This is a genomic window from Thalassovita mediterranea (genome assembly GCA_019448215.1).
In the GTDB taxonomy this organism is placed as follows: domain Bacteria; phylum Pseudomonadota; class Alphaproteobacteria; order Caulobacterales; family Hyphomonadaceae; genus Henriciella.
The window spans coordinates 1,644,791-1,663,441 of sequence record CP080408.1; the positions used below are offsets into that span (position 1 = coordinate 1,644,791).

The window sequence follows — 18,651 nt, forward strand, 5'->3', positions numbered from 1 at the left end:
GCCCACCTGTCACCGCAATGCCAGACAGAGAAACCAGTTGATCGCCTGACATGAGTAAACAGGATTATTACGAAGTATTGGGCGTCTCGAAAGACGTCGACGCAAAGGCCCTCAAGAGCGCCTATCGCAAGCTTGCGCTGAAATACCACCCTGACCAGAACCCCGGCGACGATGCCGCCGAGGCGAAGTTCAAGGAAGTCGGTGAAGCCTATGCGATCCTCTCCGACCCGGAAAAGCGCGCTGCCTATGACCGTTTTGGCCACGCAGCCTTTGAAGGCGGCGGTGCAGGCCCCGGCGGCGGCAACCCCTTCGGTCAGGGCGATCCCGGCGACATCTTCGAGAATATCTTCAGCCAGGTCTTCGGTGGCGGTTTTGGCGGCGGCCGTCGGCGCAATGGTCCCGCACGCGGCAATGACCTTCGCTATGATCTGGAAATCTCGCTCGAGGACGCCTTTACCGGCAAGGACACCGAGATCACACTGCCAACGGCGGTCGATTGCGGCACCTGCGATGGTAGCGGCGCAGAGCCCGGCACCAGCCCGGAAACCTGCCCGACCTGTCAGGGCGCAGGCCGCGTCCGCGCCCAGCAGGGCTTCTTCACCATGGAGCGTACCTGCGCGCGCTGTTCAGGCCGCGGCAAGGTCATCCCAAACCCCTGCAAGACATGCGGCGGTGCCGGTCAGGTCCGCGAAGAGCGCACGCTTCAGGTCAAGATCCCTGCAGGTGTCGAGAGCGGCATGCGTATCCGCCTCGCTGGTGAGGGTGAGCCAGGCCTCAATGGCGGTCCAAAGGGCGACCTCTACATCTTCATTGACGTTTCAGAACACGACATCTTCGAGCGCGACGGGCCGAACCTCTATTGCCCGGCACCTGTGCCGATGGTGACTGCGGCCCTTGGCGGCGAGATCGAAATCCCGACCATCGATGGCGGCCGCGCTCGCGTCACCGTGCCGGAAGGCGCGCAGACGGGCCGCAAGCTGCGCCTGCGCGGCAAGGGCATGCCATCGCTTCGCGGCTCCGGCCATGGCGGCGACCTCTTCGTCGAGATGATCGTTGAAACCCCGCGCAACCTGTCTGCCCGCCAGAAAGAGCTGCTGCGTGAGTTCTGCGAATGCTCAGGCGCTGATTGCAATCCGGAAAGCGAAGGCTTTCTCGGCCGCGTCAAGAAGTTCTGGGACGGCATGACCGGCGAGGATGGCCAACGCCCGAACTAGGCGCTGGCACCCACAGCCTCAGCGATTTCCGCGCAGGTCGCTTTCAGCCGCGCAATATCCTGCGGGCGTGACAGGCGGTGGTCACCATCCTTGATGAGGTGGAAGACGAGGTCTTCGCTCGTCATGGCGCTGACCAGCCGCTCGGCATGTTTCCATGGCACATCCGGGTCCTGCATCCCCTGCAGGATGCGCACAGGGCCGTTAAAGCTGATCGCTTCGTCCAGTATCGACCAGGTCTTGCCGTCCTCGATTAGCGCACGTGTAATCGGGTATGGGTCGCCATAGTCCGACGGGCGAAGGTGCATCCCCTTTTCCATGATCTCGGCCTGCGCCTCGCTTGAGAATTCAGGCCACATCAGTTTTTCGGTGAAGTCTGGCGCTGGCGCGATGAGGACCAGCCCCTTCACGCGGTCCGGCAGCGCCATCATCGACAATAGCGCCATCCATCCGCCCATGCTGGAGCCGACAAGGATGAGGTCGCCGTCTGTCTGCTCGGTGATCGCCGCCAGAGCGTCTTCGCGCCAGGCGCTGATTGTGCCGTCCTCGAATGCGCCGCCCGACTGGCCATGCCCGGAATAGTCAAAAGCAAGGAAGCTGTGGCCCTGCGAAGCAGCCCATGCTTCCAGTTCGGTGACCTTGCCGCCCATCATGTCGGACTTGAAACCGGACAGCCACACAAAGGTGAGGTCCGTCTTTCCGTGACTGCGGCGGAAGGCGATACGGCGGCCTTGCGGTGTTTCGAAATACTGTGTCGTCATGGCAGGAAGGCGTTGCGCGGGCTGCAGGTCTTGTCAACCAAGTCCCTTGGCGAACACCTTGCTTCCGCGCTAGAGCGGCTGTGAATTGCTGCATTCACGCCAGAACGGGTGCGAGAGAAAGATCCTGTACGCATGACAGAGACGGCGCTGCCAGACCTTGGCGGCAAGACCATACTCCAGGTGATCCCCGAAATGTCGGCCGGTGGGGCTGAGCGCACGACGCTGGAAGTCGCCGAAGCCATCATCGAAGCGGGCGGGCGCGCCATTGTCGCCAGTGAAGGTGGCCGGCTTGTCAGCGCCCTGGAGGTAGCAGGCGGCGAACATGTGCCCTTCGCCCTGAAAACTAAGAACCCGCTCAGCATCTATTCCAATGCGGGCAAGCTGGCAGACCTGATCGAGGCGTGCGGCATCGACCTCGTCCATGCACGGTCACGCGCCCCGGCATGGAGCGCGCTCTGGGCTGCGCGCCGCACAGGCCGCGCATTCGTGACCACCTATCACGGTGCCTATTCCGGCAAGTCTGCGCTGAAAAAGGTCTACAATTCAGTGATGGCGCGCGGCGACGTCGTCATCGCCAATTCCGAATGGACCGCAGATCATGTCCAGTCCGTCCACGGCACACCTGGTGAGCGCCTCGTCACCATCCCGCGCGGGGTGGACTTTGACGTGTTCGATGAGGCTGCCGTCAACCCGGACCGGATCGAGGCGATCCGCAACAACTGGCAGATCGAAGCGGCAAAGCCGACAATCCTGCTGCTGCCCGGACGTTTGACGAGCTGGAAAGGCCAGCTTGTGGCGATTGAGGCCTTTTCCAAACTGGATGAAAGCTTGCGCGCTGGCACCATCCTGATCCTCGCTGGCGACGCGCAGGGGCGCGACAAATACCAGGAAGAGCTGGAGCAGGCGATCGAGACATACGGGCTCGGCCATGCCGTGCGAATCGTCGGTCATACCGATGACATGGCCGCGGCCTATGCTGCCTCAGATATTGTCCTTGCACCATCCACGCGTCCTGAGGCGTTCGGCCGGGTCGCCGCCGAGGCCTCTGCCATGGGCAAACCCGTCATTGCGGCAGATCATGGCGGCCAGCGTGAGATCGTTGAGGACAGGCGGACAGGACTACGGGTTGAGCCGGGAAACCCTGCGTCACTGGCCACCGCAATCGGCGCGCTCCTTGCATTGGACGGGCCAGAAAGACACGCGATTGGGGCAGCTGGCCGTACCCATGTGCGTGAGCGGTTTTCCAAACGGGGTCTGCAGGTCGCAACCCTGTCGGTTTACAAACGCGTCTTCGAAGCGCGTGAGGAGCAGTCGAATTGAGCAGAAGCGCTAATCCTGGAGAGAAAGCCAGGCGCGTCCTCGTCATCAAACTCAGCGCTCTGGGCGATTTCGTCCTGGCGCTTGGGGCCATGCGCGCCATCCGCGCGGCCCATCCAAAGGCGAGCATCACGCTCCTGACGACGCCGCCCTATGAGGGCCTCGCCAAGGCGACCGGCTTTTTCCAGAAGATCGAGACCGATGGACGCCCCGAAGGCCTGAAGGCGACGCGCGCGCTCCTCAAACGCATCCGCGAGCAGAAATACGACATCGTCTACGACCTCCAGACGTCGGGCCGTACGGCGAACTATTTCAAGGCGCTGAACATGCCGATGCGCAAGCCGCCGCTCTGGTCGGGTCACGCTGCCGGTGCTGCATTTGAACACAAGGGGCCTGAGCGCGAGCGCATGCACAGCATCGACCGGTTCGGCGCTCAGCTCGAAATCGCGGGTCTCGGGCCAGAGACGACCGGCGGGCAATGGCCGCCCATGCCGGACATGTCGTTTGTGCGCCGTGCGCTCGGCGACTCGCCGTCGCTCCTGCCGGAATACTTCTCGATTTACGGGCCCTATGCGCTGATTATCCCGGGCGCCTCCAGCCATCGCAGCGCCAAGCGCTGGCCACCTGAGCGCTATGCAGCCCTTGCCTCACGCATCGCGGAAGCTGGCGTTACGCCAGTCCTGATCGGGTCCAAGGCCGAAGCAGAGATCGCGCAGACGATCTGTCAGGCCGAGCCGCGCACCAAGAATCTCGTCAATCGCACCAGCCTTTTCCAGATCGTGACGCTGGCCGATCAGGCGCTTTTCGCTGTTGGCAATGACACTGGCCCCATGCATATGGCGGCACTTTCCCGGTGTCCGGGCGTTGCCCTTTTTGCCACAAGCGAGAGCGACCCATCAAAGGCCGCGCCGCGCGGCGCGCAGATGATTATCTGTCAGGCGCCGACGCTCGATGAGCTTAGCGTGCGTGACGTCTGGCAGGCCGTTCAGATGCTTGGTGCAATTCCCGGGCGCGATAAAGTCGCCCAAACTTGAAAATTCGGCCGGAAATCGGCATATTCCGGTTCGCTTTAATTTGCTCAAAGGAGAAGAGCCATAGCACGTAGACCGCATGCGGCACCGCCATCCAAAAGAAACACAGGGCCGCGCATCAATCGGGACATCAAGGCAGAGAAAGTTCTGCTGATCGACGAAGAAGGCGAAAAGCAGGGTGTAATGCCGCTCATGGCTGCACTGGATGCCGCCGCTGAGGCCGGCCTCGACCTGGTGGAAGTGTCGCCTAACCAGGAAGTCCCGGTCTGCAAGATCATCGACTATGGTAAGCTCCGCTACGAAGAGCAGAAGAAGAAGGCGGCTGCCAAGAAGAAGCAGAAGTCGGCTGAGCTCAAAGAAATCAAGATGCGTCCGAACATCGACACCCATGACTATGAGGTGAAGACGAAATCGATGACGCGTTTCTTCGAAGATGGCGACAAGGTGAAAGTCACGCTCCGCTTCCGCGGCCGCGAAATGGCGCACCAGCATCTCGGCATGGAGCTCCTCCAGAGGGTCAAGGAAGAGTTCGCCGAGACTGCCAAGGTCGAGCTGGAGCCAAAGCTCGAAGGCCGCCAGATGACCATGGTGATGGCACCGCGCTAGGGCGCGGTCGCTTTCAGCGTTCACGTAATTGCCAGTCCGCCGCCTCCCCACCGAAGGGTGGGGTCCATGGCGGCTGCGGCGTGAGTGCTCAACCGCCATGGGGCCCAGCTTTCGCTGGGAATGTTGGGGGATAGATGTGCTGCAAAGTTTCGCTGCAGTGGCATGTCCTGACGCCTTGATTTAGGCGCGTCTTTCCGTCATAAGCCCCCTCTTTCGAGCACTGCGGGCCAAAACGGCATGCCTGCGGGCTCATGAACGACTAGACAGTGGTCGCCTTGTGCGTCCCGACAGGAGATCGAAATGCCGAAGATGAAGACCAAGAAGGCCGCTGCGAAGCGGTTCAAGTTCACGGCCACAGGCAAGCTCAAGCACGGCGTCGCCGGCAAGCGTCACCGCCTGATCAGCCACAACGCGAAGTACATCCGTCAGAACCGCGGCACCAAGCCGGTTGCTGATGCGGACGTCGCACGCGTCAAGAAGTACCTGCCCTACGGCCTCTAGGCCGGACGCAGATCGAACTCGAACCGTATTTGAACTAGCAGGAGGCCAAGATGCCCCGTTCACGTAACAAAGTGCCGGCACACGCCCGCCACAAGAAGATCATCAAGGCAGCCAAAGGTTATTATGGCCGCCGCAAGAATACTTTCCGCACGGCAAACGCTGCTGTCTGGAAAGCTGGCCAGTACGCCTATATCGGCCGCAAGCAGAAGAAGCGCACCTTCCGTTCGCTCTGGATCCAGCGCATCAATGCTGCTGTCCGCATCCATGACGAAGAGCTGACCTATTCGCGCTTCATCGACGGCCTCACCAAGGCTGGCGTCGAAGTTGACCGTAAGGTCATGGCTGACCTTGCCGTCCACGAACCAGAAGCTTTTGGCGCACTGGTGGAGAAGGCCAAGGGCGCGCTCGCAGCTTAAGCGTTCCGCTTTTCGCATTTCTCCGCTATTTCCGACCGCCAAGGCGGGGCGGAAAAGCCCCGTTCGGCCTTAAACCCAACGGGGCTTTTTCATGTCTGAACTCGATAAGATCGAAAAAGAAGCGCTCGACGCGCTGGCTGCAGCAGGCGACCTTGCTGCGCTCGACGCGGTACGCGTGGCCGAGCTCGGCAAGAAGGGCCGCATCTCTGGCCTGATGAAGACGCTTGGCGGCATGAGCCCGGAAGAGCGTCAGGACATGGGCCCCAAGCTCAATGGCCTGCGCAACCGTGTTCAGGACGCCGTAGAGGCGCGCAAGTCAGAGCTTGAAGAAGCCGAGCTGGAGAAGAAACTCCAGACCGAGCGTATCGACATGACCCTGCCGCCGGTTGCCGCGCCTGAGGGCAAGCTGCACCCGGTCATGCAGGTCTTCGAAGAGATCGCTGCCATCTTCGGCGATATGGGCTTCACCGTCGCTGAAGGCCCGGACATTGAAGATGACTGGCATAACTTCACGGCGCTGAACTTCCCTGAAGGCCACCCGGCGCGCGAAACGCACGACACCTTCTTCTTCCACCCGCAGGAAGGCGCGGCGCCGAAGGTGCTGCGCACCCATACCAGCCCCGTCCAGGTGCGCGTGATGGAGGCCCAGAAGCCGCCAATCCGCATCCTCGTGCCGGGCCGCGTTTACCGCAATGACTGGGACGCAACCCACACGCCGATGTTCCATCAGGTCGAGGGTCTGGTCATCGAGAAGAACATCCATATGGGTCACCTCAAGGGCTGCCTGATCGACTTCGTGCGCGAGTTCTTCGAGGTCGACAATGTCGAGGCACGCTTCCGCCCGCACTTCTTCCCGTTCACCGAGCCATCGGCCGAGATGGACGTGAAATATACCAAGGTCGGCGACTCGATCGAGATCGGGGCAGGCGACAGCTGGATGGAAATCCTCGGTTCCGGCATGGTCCACCCGAACGTGCTGCGCAATTGCGGCATCGACCCGGATGAGTATCAGGGCTTCGCCTTCGGTATGGGCGTCGACAGGCTCGCCATGCTGAAATACGGCATGCCGGACCTTCGCCCCTATTTCGAAGCCGATGCAGGCTGGAGCCGTCACTATGGCTTCCGGCCATGGGCTACGCCCAGCGTCTCCGGCGGGCTGAGCTAGAAGGCGGGACAGGCCATGGGTAACGGCAACAAGGCAGAAATGCTGATTGCGATCTGCGCGGTGATCACCAGCGCGATTGCAGTCTTCATTGCTTGGGACCAGGGACGCGTCATGCGTGCCCAGCAGCATGGCGCCGTCTTCCCTGTCGTCCAGATCGAGGGCTTCGTCTCGGAGACCCCCACAACTTCTGCAATGGGTATCCGCCTTACCAATAGCGGTGTCGGCCCGGCCCTGATCGAGCGGGTCGAAATGCTGAAGGATGGCGAGATCGTCGAGGACCTGACGCCCTATGCGGACACATTCCCGCCCGGCTATCAGCAATCCTGGTCGAGCTTGATTGGACGCGCTGTTGCGCCCGGCGACACCATCATGCCCCTGCGTGTCGACTGGCCGCGCGGGCAGGTGACGCTCGAACAGCGCAATGCAGCCGCTGCAGCGTGGAGCGAGCTTGATGTGGAAATCTGCTACTGCTCTGTCTTCGACCGCTGCTGGACGGCGCGCGGCCTTGGTATGGGCGTCAGCATGAGCCGTGCCGAGCCTGTAAAACGCTGCCAGCGCAGCGAAAAAGATATTTTCGAGGACCTCGCGGACGATGTGCGCGCCCCTCAAACCGAACCGACCCCGGAAGTGGAATAGACGATGAAGTTCACACTCTCATGGCTGCAGGACTATCTCGCGACCAAGGCGCCGCTGGATGATATCCTTGCGACGATGCTGAAGGCCGGCCTCGAGGTCGAGCATGTCGAAGATCCGGGCGAGAAACTGTCCGAGTTCACGGTCGCTCACGTCACCGCGGCCGAGCCGCATCCGGATGCCGACCGCCTGCGTGTGTGCACGGTAGAGACTAAGGACGGCACCAAGCAGATCGTCTGCGGGGCGCCGAACGCGCGCGCCGGTATGACCGCCATCTACGCGCCGCTCGGCACCTATATTCCCGGTCTCGACTTCGCGCTCGACAAGAAGCCGCGCAAGATCCGCGGCATCGAGAGCCACGGTATGCTCTGCTCCACCAAGGAGATTGAGGCAGGCGAGGACCATGACGGCATTGCGGACCTCAAAGGCGACTGGAAAGTCGGCACGCCAGCCGCCGAAGCCCTCGGCCTGACCGACAAGGTCATCGATTTCGAAGTTACCCCGAACCGCCCAGACTGGCTCGGTGTGCAGGGCATCGCCCGCGACCTCGCCGCAGCCGGGGCAGGGCGTTTCCTCGAAAACCCGATCAAGAAAGTCGAAGGCAGCTTCGACTGTCCTGTCGATATCCAGCTCGAAGCCCCGCAGGCCTGCCCGGTCTTTGCCGGTGCGCTTGTGCGCGGTGTCACAAACGGCCCATCGCCGGACTGGATGCAGCAGCGTCTCAAAGCGCTCGGCATCACGCCGCGTTCGCTGCTCGTCGACATTACCAATTATATCTCGTTCGACCGCGCCCGTCCGCTTCACGCTTATGACGCGGCTAAGCTCAAGGGCGCTGTCGTTGCCCGTCTCGGCCGCGAGGGTGAGAAGCTGGAAGCCATCGACGGCAAGACCTATGAGATCGGCACAGAGATGTGCGTCATCGCTGACGATAGCGGCCCGATCGGCCTCGGCGGCGTGATGGGCGGCCAGTCCACGGCTGTCAGTGCAGAGACGACCGACGTCTTCATCGAGAGCGCCTGGTTCGACCCGCTTCGCACAGCCCGTACGGGCCGTGACACCGGCATCATTTCCGATGCCCGCTACCGCTTCGAGCGCGGTGTGGATCCGCAAAGCTGTGTCGATGGCCTCAACTTCGCGCTCATGCTCATCAAGGAGTATGGCGGCGGTGAGGTCTCGGTCAGCCGTATTGCGGGCCAGCCTCCGGCGCCGCACGCCAAGGTCCTGTTCGACAAGCGCGACGTTGCGCGCCTCACAGGGCTCGAAATCAAGCCGGCCGATCTCAAGAAGATGCTGAAGGATCTCGGCTTCGGCCTCGAGGATACGGGCGAGGCCTGGTACCTCACCGTGCCAAGCTGGCGCTTCGATATCGAGCAGTCCGCCGACATCGTCGAGGAGGTCGCCCGCCTCACCGGCTACGACAAGCTGCCGACCCAGTCGCTGCCGCCGCTCGAAGGCGGACGCACCGCAGTTATCACGCCGACGCAGGCCCGCATCCGTGCGGCGCGCCGTGTCATGGCGGCTCGTGGTTTTCTTGAGACGGTGACCTGGTCCTTCATGCCGAAGGAGCAGGCAAAACTGTTCGGCGGCGGCAGTGATGCGCTCACCCTCTCGAACCCCGTCGCCAGCGAGCTCAACCAGATGCGCCCGAGCATCCTCGCCAACCTCGCCGTTGCCGCTCAACGCGGCGCAGACCGCGGCGAGCGGGAGATGCGCCTGTTCGAAGCTGGCCCCGTCTATCTCGGCGACGGCCCGAAGGATCAGCGCAACGTGGTCGCTGCGCTCGTGCGCCCTGTGACGGCCCGTCACTGGAGCGGCGCGCTCGCCCCTTATGATGCCATCGCTGCCAAGGCGGATCTCTTCGCCCTTCTGGCAGAGCTCGACCAGCCGCCAGAGCGTTTCCAGATCGAAGCCCCGCGCCAGGATCACTGGCATCCGGGCCAGTCGGCCTGCCTGAAGCTCGGGCCCAAGGTCACGATCGCGCATTTCGGCGCGCTGCACCCGCGCGTCCTGAAAGAGCTGGATGTCGACGGTCCTGTCTATGGCTTTGAGCTCAATCTTAACGCCCTGCCGATGATGAAGGCGAAAGCCACGAAGACGCGTCCGGTGCTACAGCGCGCTGACCTGACGCCGATCCGCCGCGACTTTGCCTTCGTTGTCGATGAAGGCGTGCCAGCTGGCGATATCGTCCGTCAGGCCCGCGCCGGCGACAAGAAGCTCATCACGGCGGTCGATGTTTTCGACGTCTATCAGGGCAAGGGCATCGACCCGGGTAAGAAGTCCGTCGCCATCGAAGTCACGATCCAGCCGGAAGGCGAAACGCTGAAGGACAAGGAGATCGACAAGATCGCCGAAGCCATCATCGCCAACGTGACCAAGGCCACCGGCGGTGTGTTGCGGGGATAGCCGTATCGCGCTTAAGCTTGCCCTCTAAGGCGGGGGGCAAGCAGCCATGGCGATGCATCACATCATGACGCAGATGGGGCTGCGCAAGCGTCTCTACACGCAGATGGAGCCCACGGCGCGCGAAAAGACGGGCCTGTCGCCCTTCAACCTTTTCATCGTCATCCTCGTCCTGCTCAGCTTTCTCGCGCTCGCGCTGGAGACAGAGCCGACCATGGGCGAGGCGTGGATGCGCGCCATCGATGTTTTCAATGTCGCGATCATCATCATCTTCGCGCTGGAATACCTCCTTCGGCTCTGGGTGGCAGGTGAAAACCCTGAATATCGCGGCTTACGTGGCCGCGTGCGTTACATCTGTTCTGGCTACGCCCTTGCCGACCTTGTCGCCTTCCTGCCAGAGCTTTTGTGGATCCTGCTCGCACCCGATGATGCCAGTGCGCAGATCGTCATGGTGCTGCGGGTGCTGCGGCTAGCGCGCCTTGCCAAGATCTCTCGCTTCATCCCGGCTTTTGACGTTCTAGGCGCCACGCTCTCGCGCGCAGGAACGCAGCTCTTCACCACGCTCGCCATGGCGATGGCGCTGGTCTACATCTCGGCTGTGCTGCTCTATTTCGTCGAGGGCGTTGGCGGCCAGCAGCAGGAGAGCTTCGCGTCCATTCCGCGTGCCATCTGGTGGGCCATCGCAACCCTCACCACGGTTGGCTATGGCGACGTCTATCCCGTGACACCGCTTGGACGGTTCTTCGCGTCCGTCATCGCGATTGCCGGCATCGGCATGGTCGCCCTGCCTGCCGGCGTGTTCGCCAGCGCCTTCTCAGATGAGATACGAGAGCGGGAAAATGCCAAGCAGGAGCGCCGCGAACGCGCCCTTGAACGTCGCGTCGCGCGGATCGAGGCTGCCGAACTGGAGGAAGAGGGCGACTAAGCCTTTGATGAAGTGGGCGAAGGTTGGAGTGTGGCAGCATTGGCGCGGCGTCGACGCCTACGTCTAAATGGTTCGACTTCGCTCACCATGCGGGCATTTCTAGCGTCGGCAATAGACCCGCATGGTGAGCGAAGTCGAACCACAGGGTTGCTGGCAGAAAGTGACGGATAGTGCGGTTCTGTAGCGCGCTCGCTTTCTCTACTCGCCATCCTCCGGCGTATCCATGGCCATCACGATCTGCGCATAGCTGCGTGACAGGTGCCCCATATTCTCGACGCTGAGGCGCTCATTGGTGCCGTGAAACCCTGCAAGGTCCGCCGGGCCGACAATGCTCGGCGCAAAGCGATAGACGCTGTCGGTGATCGCGCTGGCATAACGCGCATCGGTCGCCCCGATAACGAGGGCAGGGGTGACGGGCGCGCCGCCGCCAACTTCGGTCGCCACGGCGTGCAGCACGCCATAGGCCCGGTTGTCAGTCGCGCTGACGCCAGACGCTTCGCTGCCAATGCCGCCCGCAACAGGTGCGTATTCGAGGCCCTCAATATCAGAGGTCACCTCACCAATATGGTCCAGAATATCCTGCACCGTATTGTTCGGATGAACCCGGAAATTGACGATGGCGGTTGCCCGCTGCGCCAGCACGTTTTCCTTGGCGGAGCCGGACAGCATGGTTGGTGCCGTCGTTGTGCGGATCATCGCATTGCCTTGCGGTGACGCTGCAAAGCCGCTCTCGACCATGCCGCCCAGCAGCCACTGGTTTGCAAGCGCCATGCGCTGGACAAAGCCCATCTCGCTGGCAACGACCTGCATCATCTCGGAGGTTGGTGAGGCGGAGAGATCCGCGTCCATCTGGTTCTCATCCAGCGCGATCAGCGCCCGCGACAGGCGCACCGTGGCACTATCGCGCGGCGGTGCAGATGAGTGCCCACCCTCCGCCGTGACGGTGATCTGGACGGTGACATAGCCCTTCTCGGCCACGCCGATCAGGCCCAGCGTGCCGCCTGTGACCGGGTTGTCCTGAACGACCATGAAACCTTCATCAAGCGCCATGACAGGCGACACCCCGCGCTCTTTCAGAAGCGCGATCCCTGCCTCGGCGCCAGAGCCGGACACCTCTTCATCATGTCCGAGCTGCACCAGGATGGTACGTTGCGGCTCAAACCCATCGCGGGCCAGCGCATCAAGGCCTTCCATGATGGCGACGAGAGAGCCCTTATCGTCCATCGCGCCGCGTCCATAGACATAGCCATCGACGATCTCGCCCGCGAAAGGCGCGCCGGTCCAGTCGCCTTCGGTGCCGATGTTCACCGGGACAACATCCTGGTGCGCCATGAGGAGAAGCGGATCGAGCGCGGGGGCAGACCCTTCCCATGTGTAAAGGACGGTATAGCCGCCGGGCACGGTCTCTTTCGATGCGGCGGCATGGAAAGCCGGATAGGTCTCTTCCAGCCAGGTTTGCAGCTCAAGCCACGGGCCTTCCTGACCGGGCCGTGGGTCGCCGGATGACAGCGTGATCGTGCGGAACTGGATGGCTTCAGAGAGGTGCCGGGCGGCTGTATCGGCCGAAATCGCTGGCGGCTCTGGCAGCTCGACTTTCTGCACCGTGTCCGGCACGCCGCCATAGTTGAGCGTGCGGATGACCAGAACAGCGATCAGGGCCAGAAAAGCAACGCCTACCCCAAGCAGGATTTTCTTGAACATACTGGCCCTCCCTCAATCGCCATTATTTTGCGGGCCACTCTGGTGCGCGCGGCGCGCGTGGGCAAGAGGGAGTGCCAGCCTCAGTTCACGAGCTGGCAGAAATAAACCCTGTTCTCGCCGTCGTCCCGGTCTTCGCTGAGGCGCAGGACGTCCCCTTCGCGAATGATATGCACATGGAAGCGATCAAGGGTGGAGGTATTGGTGAATTCGGCGAGATGGTCCTCGCCGCTGAAGACATAGCTGCGATCGTCCAGCGTCAGCCGTCCATTGAAGAAGACCTTGCCTGCGCCGCTCGCGATAAACTCGTTGATGTTCTCGCGGACAGGCGCGACGCCTGCGCCGCTCACGTCAACAGTATCGTATTCAGCCTCCAGTATCGCGGGAGAGCCACCGAGATCACACGACCAGGCAACCTGCGTGCGGTCACGCGGAGACGCGGGAAGGGCAAGTGCCAGGGTGAAGGCGAGCGCGAGAAGCTGCATTGGGGTGAGGTCTCCGCTGGCAAAGCGCCAGCAGAGACGACGGTACACCATTTAGTGGTGCGTACCTAATGAATTGCGGCCTGTGCGTGCGTTCAGGCCTGGCCGGAAACGGCGAGCACGTCCTCGACGGTGCGCAGACCCGGCTTCGGCGATGTCACCAGCACGGCCATGTTGCCCGGCAGGTGCTTGTTATCGAGCATCTTCTCATGCGCGGCCGGGATATCTGCCCAAGGGAAGACTTCCGACATGCACGGATCGATGCGGCGGTCGATGACCAGCTGGTTCGCCGCCGAAGCTTGCGCAAGGTTTGCAAAGTGCGAACCCTGCACCCGCTTCTGGCGCATCCAGAGGAAGCGCGCATCCATGGTCAGGTTGAAGCCGGTCGTACCCGCACAAATGACGACCATGCCGCCGCGCTTCACAACGAAGACAGAGACCGGGAAAGTGCTTTCGCCCGGATGTTCGAATACGATGTCGACATCCTTCTTGCCGGTGATCTCCCAGATCGCCTTACCGAACTTGCGGTTTTCGCGCATATAGTCGGAGAATTCAGGGCCGTTCACTTTCGGCAGCTGGCCCCAGCAATTATAGTCCTTGCGGTTCAGAACGCCCTTGGCGCCCATCGAATAGACAAAGTCGAACTTGTCATTGTCGGAGACGACGCCGATCGCATGCGCGCCGGTGACGGCACAGAGCTGGACGCCGAAGCTGCCAAGACCGCCGGATGCGCCCCAGACGAGGACGTTATTGCCCGGCTTCACAATATGCGGACGGTGGCCGAACAGCATGCGATAGGCGGTGGCGAGCGTCAGCGTGTAGCAGGCGCTCTCTTCCCAGGTGAGGTGCTTTGGACGCGGCATGCACTGGCGCGCCTGAACGCGGCAGAACTGCGCGAACGAGCCGTCTGGCGTTTCATAGCCCCAGATGCGCTGGGACGGGGAGAACATCGGGTCGCCGCCATTGCATTCCTCATCGTCGCCATCATCCTGGTTACAATGGATAACGACCTCGTCGCCCGGCTTTACGCGGGTAACTTTGCGGCCAACGGCCCAGACGATACCGGACGCGTCAGAGCCTGCGACATGGAAATCGGCCTTGTGCACATCGAAGGGCGAGATCGGCTCGCCGAGACCGGCCCAGATACCGTTATAGTTGACGCCAGCGGCCATGACGAGCACGAGCACTTCGTCGGAATCGATCTCCGGCACGGGCACCTGCTCGACCTGCATGGCCGTATTCGGGCGGCCATGGCGCTCACGGCGAATTGCCCAGGCATGCATGAATTTCGGCACGTGGAACTCAGGTGGAATCTCACCGACTTCGTAAATATCTTTCTTCTCACGCGCGATTGTCGCAACACTCATTCTACAAATCCTCCGATAGTCCTCTTGTGAGCAATATTTTTGTTTTGCTTCACAAATCTCCTCAATGGCGGGACACTGACCAAATCATTGACGCTAAGGCAAGGAAAAATTTGCTGCAGCGCAACATCCCGGATCGAAAGAATGAGAGTTTTCCTGCCATGCAGCCTGCTGAGATCGTCTATCTGAACGGTGAATTCGTGAAGAAGGATGAGGCCTGCCTGTCGCCATTCGACCGGGGCTTTCTTTTCTCACACGCCGCCTATGAAGTGACCGCCGTCTTCGATGGTAACCTCATCGATTTCGACCCACACATGGCGCGCCTTGGTCGCACGCTGGACGGCATCGATATCCCGCGTGAGGGCCTCGCTGAGCGCCTGAAAAGCCTGCACGAAGAGCTGATCGCCCGAAACGGCGTCACTGAAGGCTTCGTCTATCTTCAGGTCACCGGCGGGGCCTATGGACGCCGGGACTTTGGTGGGCCAGAAACGCTCACGCCGGGCCTTTTCATGTTCTGCGAGACACGCAATCTCATCGGCGAGAAGGCACAGCACGGCGTCTCGGCCATCACGGTCGAGGACCAGCGATGGAAGCGCAGGGACTTCAAGACAACCCAGCTTCTCTCGCAGGCACTTGCCTATCGTGAGGCGGAGCGCGGCGGTGCGTTCGGCGCTATTCTCCACGAAGACGGCATGGTGACCGAAGGCGCATCGGCGAATCTCTGGGTCGTGCTGGACGCAGATACGCTTGTGACCCGCAACCTCGGCCGTCAGATCCTGCCCGGCATTACCCGCCAGTCTGTCCTCGCCCATCTCGCCCGCGAAGGCATCACGGTAGAGGAACGCGCGATCAGCCTCGATGAACTCCTGACCTCGCAGGAAGTGTTCACCACGTCTGCGACAGGTCTCATCCTGCCTGTGGTGCAGCTGGATGGAAAACCGGTTGGCATGGGCAAGCCTGGGCCAGTGACGCGCCGGGTGCAGGGCCAGTACTATCGCGGGATTGGCGCAGATCTCGATGCCCGCGCGTCGTGGCTCAACGCGAACGGATAATCGCGCGCCGGGCAGACATCGTATTCATCAGCTTCACGGTCAGGATCATGGAGGCGAGCACGACAGTGATCAGATTGGCGATGATGATGGGCAGGCTTTCGATCAGCACGCCATAGACCAGCCAGAAGGCGACGCCTGTTGTGAAGAGCAGGTACATGTAAAGCGACAGGCCATCGGTGTTGCGCGTCCGAAGCACGAGGATCGCCTGCGGCACAAAGCTCGCCGTTGTCAGGCACGCAGCCACCAGTCCCAGAAAGTCAGCCATTCCCATCCCCCGTCTGCGCCGAAGGACGGGGAAATACCACGTTCTAGAACGCGCTGTCTCTGACTTAATCGCGACCGTCCGGCTTGCGCGGGCCGCGCCCGATCACTTCGCCCTCAATGATCTCACCGCCATCGTCGCCGGGCGATGTCCCATCCGGGCTTATGGCAAACGGACCGACTTTCAGGCCCGCGCCTGACGTGTCGATCACCCCGTCCAGCAGCTTCACCGGAATGGCGAGGCAAATCGCCGCAAATGCGCCCCAGAACCCAAGGATGGCTGCATCGGCCATCGTCAGACGGCTCTCGAGGTCGACTTCGGTAAACAGCGCCGCAATCCCGGCAAAGGCAACGAACAGGATGCCGCCCAGAACGACCATGCCGACAAACTTCGGCGCAAGCTTCTGAAGCCCGGGCCATGGCGGTGGGCGCTGCTTGACGGCGCGAAGGACGACAGGGCGCACTGCCGTCATCACCGCGGCGATCAGCACGACCATGATGGCGCTGCGCTCCATGACCACAGCCGTAAGAATCGCGAGCGGCAGGGCAAGCAGGGCAGCCAGCCGCAGGGCAAGGCTCAGTCGGATAAGGCCGGTCATGTGTTCTGCTCCAGACTGCGCCGCACCGCGCCAGTGCGCCTCGGCTCTCTCGCGTGGCGGCTTGCCTGCCCCTGTGAGCAGACACGCCCGCCGGGCGCCTTCTCAGCGCAAGATTGTTTTGCGAGCGGCGTGATGCAATCCCCCAACTGGTAGAACTTGCCCTGACGCTACGTTCGGTACATGTTGCGCCGCAATATAAGGAGGAGCGTATAAATGAGTGAACGCGATTACCAGCACGATGCCGACAGGCCGTGGATTTTCCGTACCTATGCAGGCCATTCCACCGCGGCGAAATCCAACACGCTCTACCGCTCCAACCTCGCGCGTGGCCAGACGGGCCTCTCCATCGCCTTCGATCTGCCAACACAGACCGCCTATGACAGCGACCACGTTCTCTCGCGCGGCGAGGTCGGCAAGGTCGGCGTGCCGGTCAGCCATCTTGGTGATATGCGCACCCTGTTTGAGGGGTTGCCGCTGGAGGAAATGAACACCTCCATGACGATCAATGCGCCTGCGGCCTGGCTGCTGGCTCTCTATGTGGCGCTCGCCGATGAGCGCGGCGATGACCGCAAGAAGCTGCGCGGCACCACCCAGAACGACATCATCAAGGAATACCTCTCACGCGGCACCTATGTGTTCCCGCCGGAGCCATCCATGCGCCTCATCGCCGACATGGTCAGCTGGTGCTACACCGAAGTGCCGAAGTGGAATCCGCTGAACGTCTGCTCCTACCACCTGCAGGAGGCCGGCGCGACGCCAGAGCAGGAGCTCGCCTACGCGCTCGCGACCGCCTGCGCCGTGCTCGACAAGGTAAAGGCTGGCGGCCAGGTGCCTGATGAGGACTTCCCGACCGTCTTTGGCCGCATCTCCTTCTTCGTGAACGCAGGCGTGCGCTTCGTGACAGAGCTCTGCAAGATGCGCGCATTCACTGATCTCTGGGAAGAGATTGGCCGCGAGCGTTACGGCGTCGATGACGAGAAAGCGCTCCGCTTCCGCTATGGCGTACAGGTCAACTCGCTTGGCCTGACGGAGCAGCAGCCGGAGAACAATGTCTACCGCATCCTGCTCGAGGCCCTCGCCGTGACCCTCTCCAAGCGCGCCCGCTGCCGCGCGCTCCAGCTGCCCGCCTGGAACGAGGCGATGGGCCTGCCGCGCGAATGGGACCAGCAATGGTCGCTGCGCCTCCAGCAGATCCTCGCCTATGAGACAGACCTTCTGGAATTCGAGGACCTGTTCGACGGCAGCCACGTCGTCGATGCGAAGACCAATGAGCTGAAAGAGGGCGCGCGCGCCGAACTTGCCCGCCTCGATGAGATGGGCGGCGCTGTCGATTCCGTGCCTTACATGAAGGAAAGCCTCGTCGGCGCCCATGTTGAGCGCATCCTCGCCATTGAAAGCGGCGCGCAGACCGTGGTCGGTGTGAACCGCTATCAGGAAACAGCCGACAGCCCGCTTAGCGCAGGCGAGAAAATGATCGAGACCGTCGATCCGATGGTTGAGGCGGGCCAGGTAAAAGCCTTGAAGGACTGGCGCAAATCCCGTGATGAGGCCGCTGCTCAGGCCGCGCTCTCAGCCCTTCAGGAAGCGGCCCGGTCCGGCGAAAACATCATGGAGCCGTCCATCGCCGCCGCCAAGGCAGGCGTCACCACAGGTGAGTGGGGCGGCGCGCTGCGCGAAGTCTTTGGTGAGTATCGCGGGCCGACCGGCGTCGCGCTGACCGTCGAGACGCGCGGCGACGAGGACATCGAAAAGACCCGCGCGCGGGTTGAGAAAGTGTCCGAAGCGCTCGGCCGCAAGCTCACCTATGTACTCGGCAAGCCCGGCCTTGATGGACATTCGAATGGCGCCGAACAGATTGCCAGCCGCGCACGCGCCTGCGGCATGGATGTCGTCTATGAAGGCATCCGCTTTACGCCGGCGGATATCGCCGCGCAGGCCAAGGAGGCCAACGCCCACGTCGTCGGCCTCTCCATCCTGTCGGGCAGCCATCTCGACCTCGTCCGCGACACGATTTCAGAGCTGCGCAAGATTGGCCTTGAGAATGTGCCCCTCATCGTTGGCGGCATCATCCCGCCAGAGGATGAGCGCGCGTTGAAACAGATGGGCGTGCGCCGCGTCTACACCCCAAAAGACTTCAAGATCACGTCGATCATGAGCGATGTCGTCGACACGGTAGAGGATGCCTGGCTGGAAAAGGTTTAGGTGCAACGCGGCGCGCACGTTGCGCGT

General features: G+C 62.1%; 18 protein-coding genes. 12 read left to right on the forward strand and 6 right to left on the reverse strand.

The annotated features are described in order from the left end of the window. Positions 1 to 50: 50 nt before the first annotated feature. Positions 51 to 1,214 (forward strand): molecular chaperone DnaJ, encoded by a 1,164-nt coding sequence (gene dnaJ, locus KUV46_08155; protein ID QYI99332.1) that lies wholly within the window; start codon positions 51 to 53, stop codon positions 1,212 to 1,214. Here dnaJ and KUV46_08160 read toward each other — a convergent pair. After that, positions 1,211 to 1,972, reverse strand: coding sequence for an alpha/beta hydrolase (locus KUV46_08160; protein QYI99333.1), 762 nt, complete (start codon positions 1,970 to 1,972; stop codon positions 1,211 to 1,213). The genes dnaJ and KUV46_08160 overlap by 4 nt on opposite strands. Positions 1,973 to 2,104: 132 nt before the next feature. On the opposite strand from KUV46_08160, the gene KUV46_08165 reads away from it, so the two are divergent. From KUV46_08165 to KUV46_08205, 9 genes are all read left to right on the forward strand, one after another. Next, positions 2,105 to 3,292: a glycosyltransferase family 4 protein gene (locus KUV46_08165; GenBank protein ID QYI99334.1), complete on the forward strand. Its 1,188-nt coding sequence runs from the start codon at positions 2,105 to 2,107 to the stop codon at positions 3,290 to 3,292. Further along, complete coding sequence (locus tag KUV46_08170) at positions 3,289 to 4,323, forward strand: glycosyltransferase family 9 protein (protein ID QYI99335.1); 1,035 nt, start codon at positions 3,289 to 3,291, stop codon at positions 4,321 to 4,323. The genes KUV46_08165 and KUV46_08170 overlap by 4 nt, the downstream gene beginning before the upstream one ends. A gap of 60 nt (positions 4,324 to 4,383) precedes the next feature. Then, positions 4,384 to 4,926: a translation initiation factor IF-3 gene (gene infC, locus KUV46_08175; protein ID QYJ02375.1), complete on the forward strand. Its 543-nt coding sequence runs from the start codon at positions 4,384 to 4,386 to the stop codon at positions 4,924 to 4,926. Between the two features lie 300 nt (positions 4,927 to 5,226). Continuing rightward, complete coding sequence (gene rpmI / locus KUV46_08180) at positions 5,227 to 5,427, forward strand: 50S ribosomal protein L35 (protein ID QYI99336.1); 201 nt, start codon at positions 5,227 to 5,229, stop codon at positions 5,425 to 5,427. Positions 5,428 to 5,477: 50 nt separating this feature from the next. Further along, a complete protein-coding gene (rplT, locus tag KUV46_08185; protein ID QYI99337.1) occupies positions 5,478 to 5,843 on the forward strand; it encodes a 50S ribosomal protein L20 in 366 nt (121 codons plus the stop codon). A 91-nt stretch (positions 5,844 to 5,934) separates the two neighbouring features. Continuing rightward, positions 5,935 to 7,008 (forward strand): phenylalanine--tRNA ligase subunit alpha, encoded by a 1,074-nt coding sequence (gene pheS / locus KUV46_08190; protein ID QYI99338.1) that lies wholly within the window; start codon positions 5,935 to 5,937, stop codon positions 7,006 to 7,008. 15 nt (positions 7,009 to 7,023) lie between these two features. Then, positions 7,024 to 7,644: a hypothetical protein gene (locus KUV46_08195; GenBank protein ID QYI99339.1), complete on the forward strand. Its 621-nt coding sequence runs from the start codon at positions 7,024 to 7,026 to the stop codon at positions 7,642 to 7,644. A 3-nt stretch (positions 7,645 to 7,647) separates the two neighbouring features. Next, positions 7,648 to 10,044: a phenylalanine--tRNA ligase subunit beta gene (pheT, locus tag KUV46_08200; GenBank protein QYI99340.1), complete on the forward strand. Its 2,397-nt coding sequence runs from the start codon at positions 7,648 to 7,650 to the stop codon at positions 10,042 to 10,044. Positions 10,045 to 10,090: 46 nt separating this feature from the next. Beyond that, positions 10,091 to 10,966, forward strand: coding sequence for an ion transporter (locus KUV46_08205; GenBank protein ID QYI99341.1), 876 nt, complete (start codon positions 10,091 to 10,093; stop codon positions 10,964 to 10,966). 198 nt (positions 10,967 to 11,164) lie between these two features. Here the strand turns inward: KUV46_08205 and KUV46_08210 are convergent, their stop codons facing one another. The 3 genes from KUV46_08210 to ccrA form a co-directional block, all read right to left on the reverse strand. Next, positions 11,165 to 12,667 (reverse strand): M20 family peptidase, encoded by a 1,503-nt coding sequence (locus tag KUV46_08210; protein QYI99342.1) that lies wholly within the window; start codon positions 12,665 to 12,667, stop codon positions 11,165 to 11,167. An 80-nt stretch (positions 12,668 to 12,747) separates the two neighbouring features. After that, on the reverse strand, positions 12,748 to 13,149 hold the full coding sequence (locus tag KUV46_08215) for a hypothetical protein (GenBank protein ID QYI99343.1): 402 nt from the start codon (positions 13,147 to 13,149) through the stop codon (positions 12,748 to 12,750). A gap of 92 nt (positions 13,150 to 13,241) precedes the next feature. Then, on the reverse strand, positions 13,242 to 14,513 hold the full coding sequence (ccrA, locus tag KUV46_08220) for a crotonyl-CoA carboxylase/reductase (protein ID QYI99344.1): 1,272 nt from the start codon (positions 14,511 to 14,513) through the stop codon (positions 13,242 to 13,244). A gap of 158 nt (positions 14,514 to 14,671) precedes the next feature. Here ccrA and KUV46_08225 point away from each other — a divergent pair, with 158 nt between their 5' ends. Further along, positions 14,672 to 15,562, forward strand: a complete 891-nt coding sequence (locus tag KUV46_08225) for an aminotransferase class IV (GenBank protein ID QYI99345.1) — start codon at positions 14,672 to 14,674, stop codon at positions 15,560 to 15,562. Here the strand turns inward: KUV46_08225 and KUV46_08230 are convergent. Beyond that, on the reverse strand, positions 15,546 to 15,833 hold the full coding sequence (locus KUV46_08230; GenBank protein QYI99346.1) for a SemiSWEET transporter: 288 nt from the start codon (positions 15,831 to 15,833) through the stop codon (positions 15,546 to 15,548). The genes KUV46_08225 and KUV46_08230 overlap by 17 nt on opposite strands. Before the next feature lie 58 nt (positions 15,834 to 15,891). Beyond that, positions 15,892 to 16,422, reverse strand: coding sequence for a hypothetical protein (locus tag KUV46_08235; protein QYI99347.1), 531 nt, complete (start codon positions 16,420 to 16,422; stop codon positions 15,892 to 15,894). A gap of 213 nt (positions 16,423 to 16,635) precedes the next feature. Here KUV46_08235 and KUV46_08240 point away from each other — a divergent pair, with 213 nt between their 5' ends. Further along, complete coding sequence (locus tag KUV46_08240; GenBank protein QYI99348.1) at positions 16,636 to 18,624, forward strand: protein meaA; 1,989 nt, start codon at positions 16,636 to 16,638, stop codon at positions 18,622 to 18,624. The last annotated feature ends 27 nt before the right edge of the window (positions 18,625 to 18,651 follow it).

What these genes read in the sequence shown, in the direction of transcription:
- dnaJ (QYI99332.1), top strand. Translation starts at nt 51, where the DNA reads ATGAGTAAACAGGATTATTACGAAGTATTGGGCGTCTCGAAAGACGTC.
- KUV46_08160 (QYI99333.1), bottom strand. Translation starts at nt 1,972, where the DNA reads ATGACGACACAGTATTTCGAAACACCGCAAGGCCGCCGTATCGCCTTC.
- KUV46_08165 (QYI99334.1), top strand. Translation starts at nt 2,105, where the DNA reads ATGACAGAGACGGCGCTGCCAGACCTTGGCGGCAAGACCATACTCCAG.
- rpmI (QYI99336.1), top strand. Translation starts at nt 5,227, where the DNA reads ATGCCGAAGATGAAGACCAAGAAGGCCGCTGCGAAGCGGTTCAAGTTC.
- rplT (QYI99337.1), top strand. Translation starts at nt 5,478, where the DNA reads ATGCCCCGTTCACGTAACAAAGTGCCGGCACACGCCCGCCACAAGAAG.
- pheS (QYI99338.1), top strand. Translation starts at nt 5,935, where the DNA reads ATGTCTGAACTCGATAAGATCGAAAAAGAAGCGCTCGACGCGCTGGCT.
- KUV46_08195 (QYI99339.1), top strand. Translation starts at nt 7,024, where the DNA reads ATGGGTAACGGCAACAAGGCAGAAATGCTGATTGCGATCTGCGCGGTG.
- pheT (QYI99340.1), top strand. Translation starts at nt 7,648, where the DNA reads ATGAAGTTCACACTCTCATGGCTGCAGGACTATCTCGCGACCAAGGCG.
- KUV46_08205 (QYI99341.1), top strand. Translation starts at nt 10,091, where the DNA reads ATGGCGATGCATCACATCATGACGCAGATGGGGCTGCGCAAGCGTCTC.
- KUV46_08210 (QYI99342.1), bottom strand. Translation starts at nt 12,667, where the DNA reads ATGTTCAAGAAAATCCTGCTTGGGGTAGGCGTTGCTTTTCTGGCCCTG.
- KUV46_08215 (QYI99343.1), bottom strand. Translation starts at nt 13,149, where the DNA reads ATGCAGCTTCTCGCGCTCGCCTTCACCCTGGCACTTGCCCTTCCCGCG.
- ccrA (QYI99344.1), bottom strand. Translation starts at nt 14,513, where the DNA reads ATGAGTGTTGCGACAATCGCGCGTGAGAAGAAAGATATTTACGAAGTC.
- KUV46_08225 (QYI99345.1), top strand. Translation starts at nt 14,672, where the DNA reads ATGCAGCCTGCTGAGATCGTCTATCTGAACGGTGAATTCGTGAAGAAG.
- KUV46_08230 (QYI99346.1), bottom strand. Translation starts at nt 15,833, where the DNA reads ATGGGAATGGCTGACTTTCTGGGACTGGTGGCTGCGTGCCTGACAACG.
- KUV46_08235 (QYI99347.1), bottom strand. Translation starts at nt 16,422, where the DNA reads ATGACCGGCCTTATCCGACTGAGCCTTGCCCTGCGGCTGGCTGCCCTG.
- KUV46_08240 (QYI99348.1), top strand. Translation starts at nt 16,636, where the DNA reads ATGAGTGAACGCGATTACCAGCACGATGCCGACAGGCCGTGGATTTTC.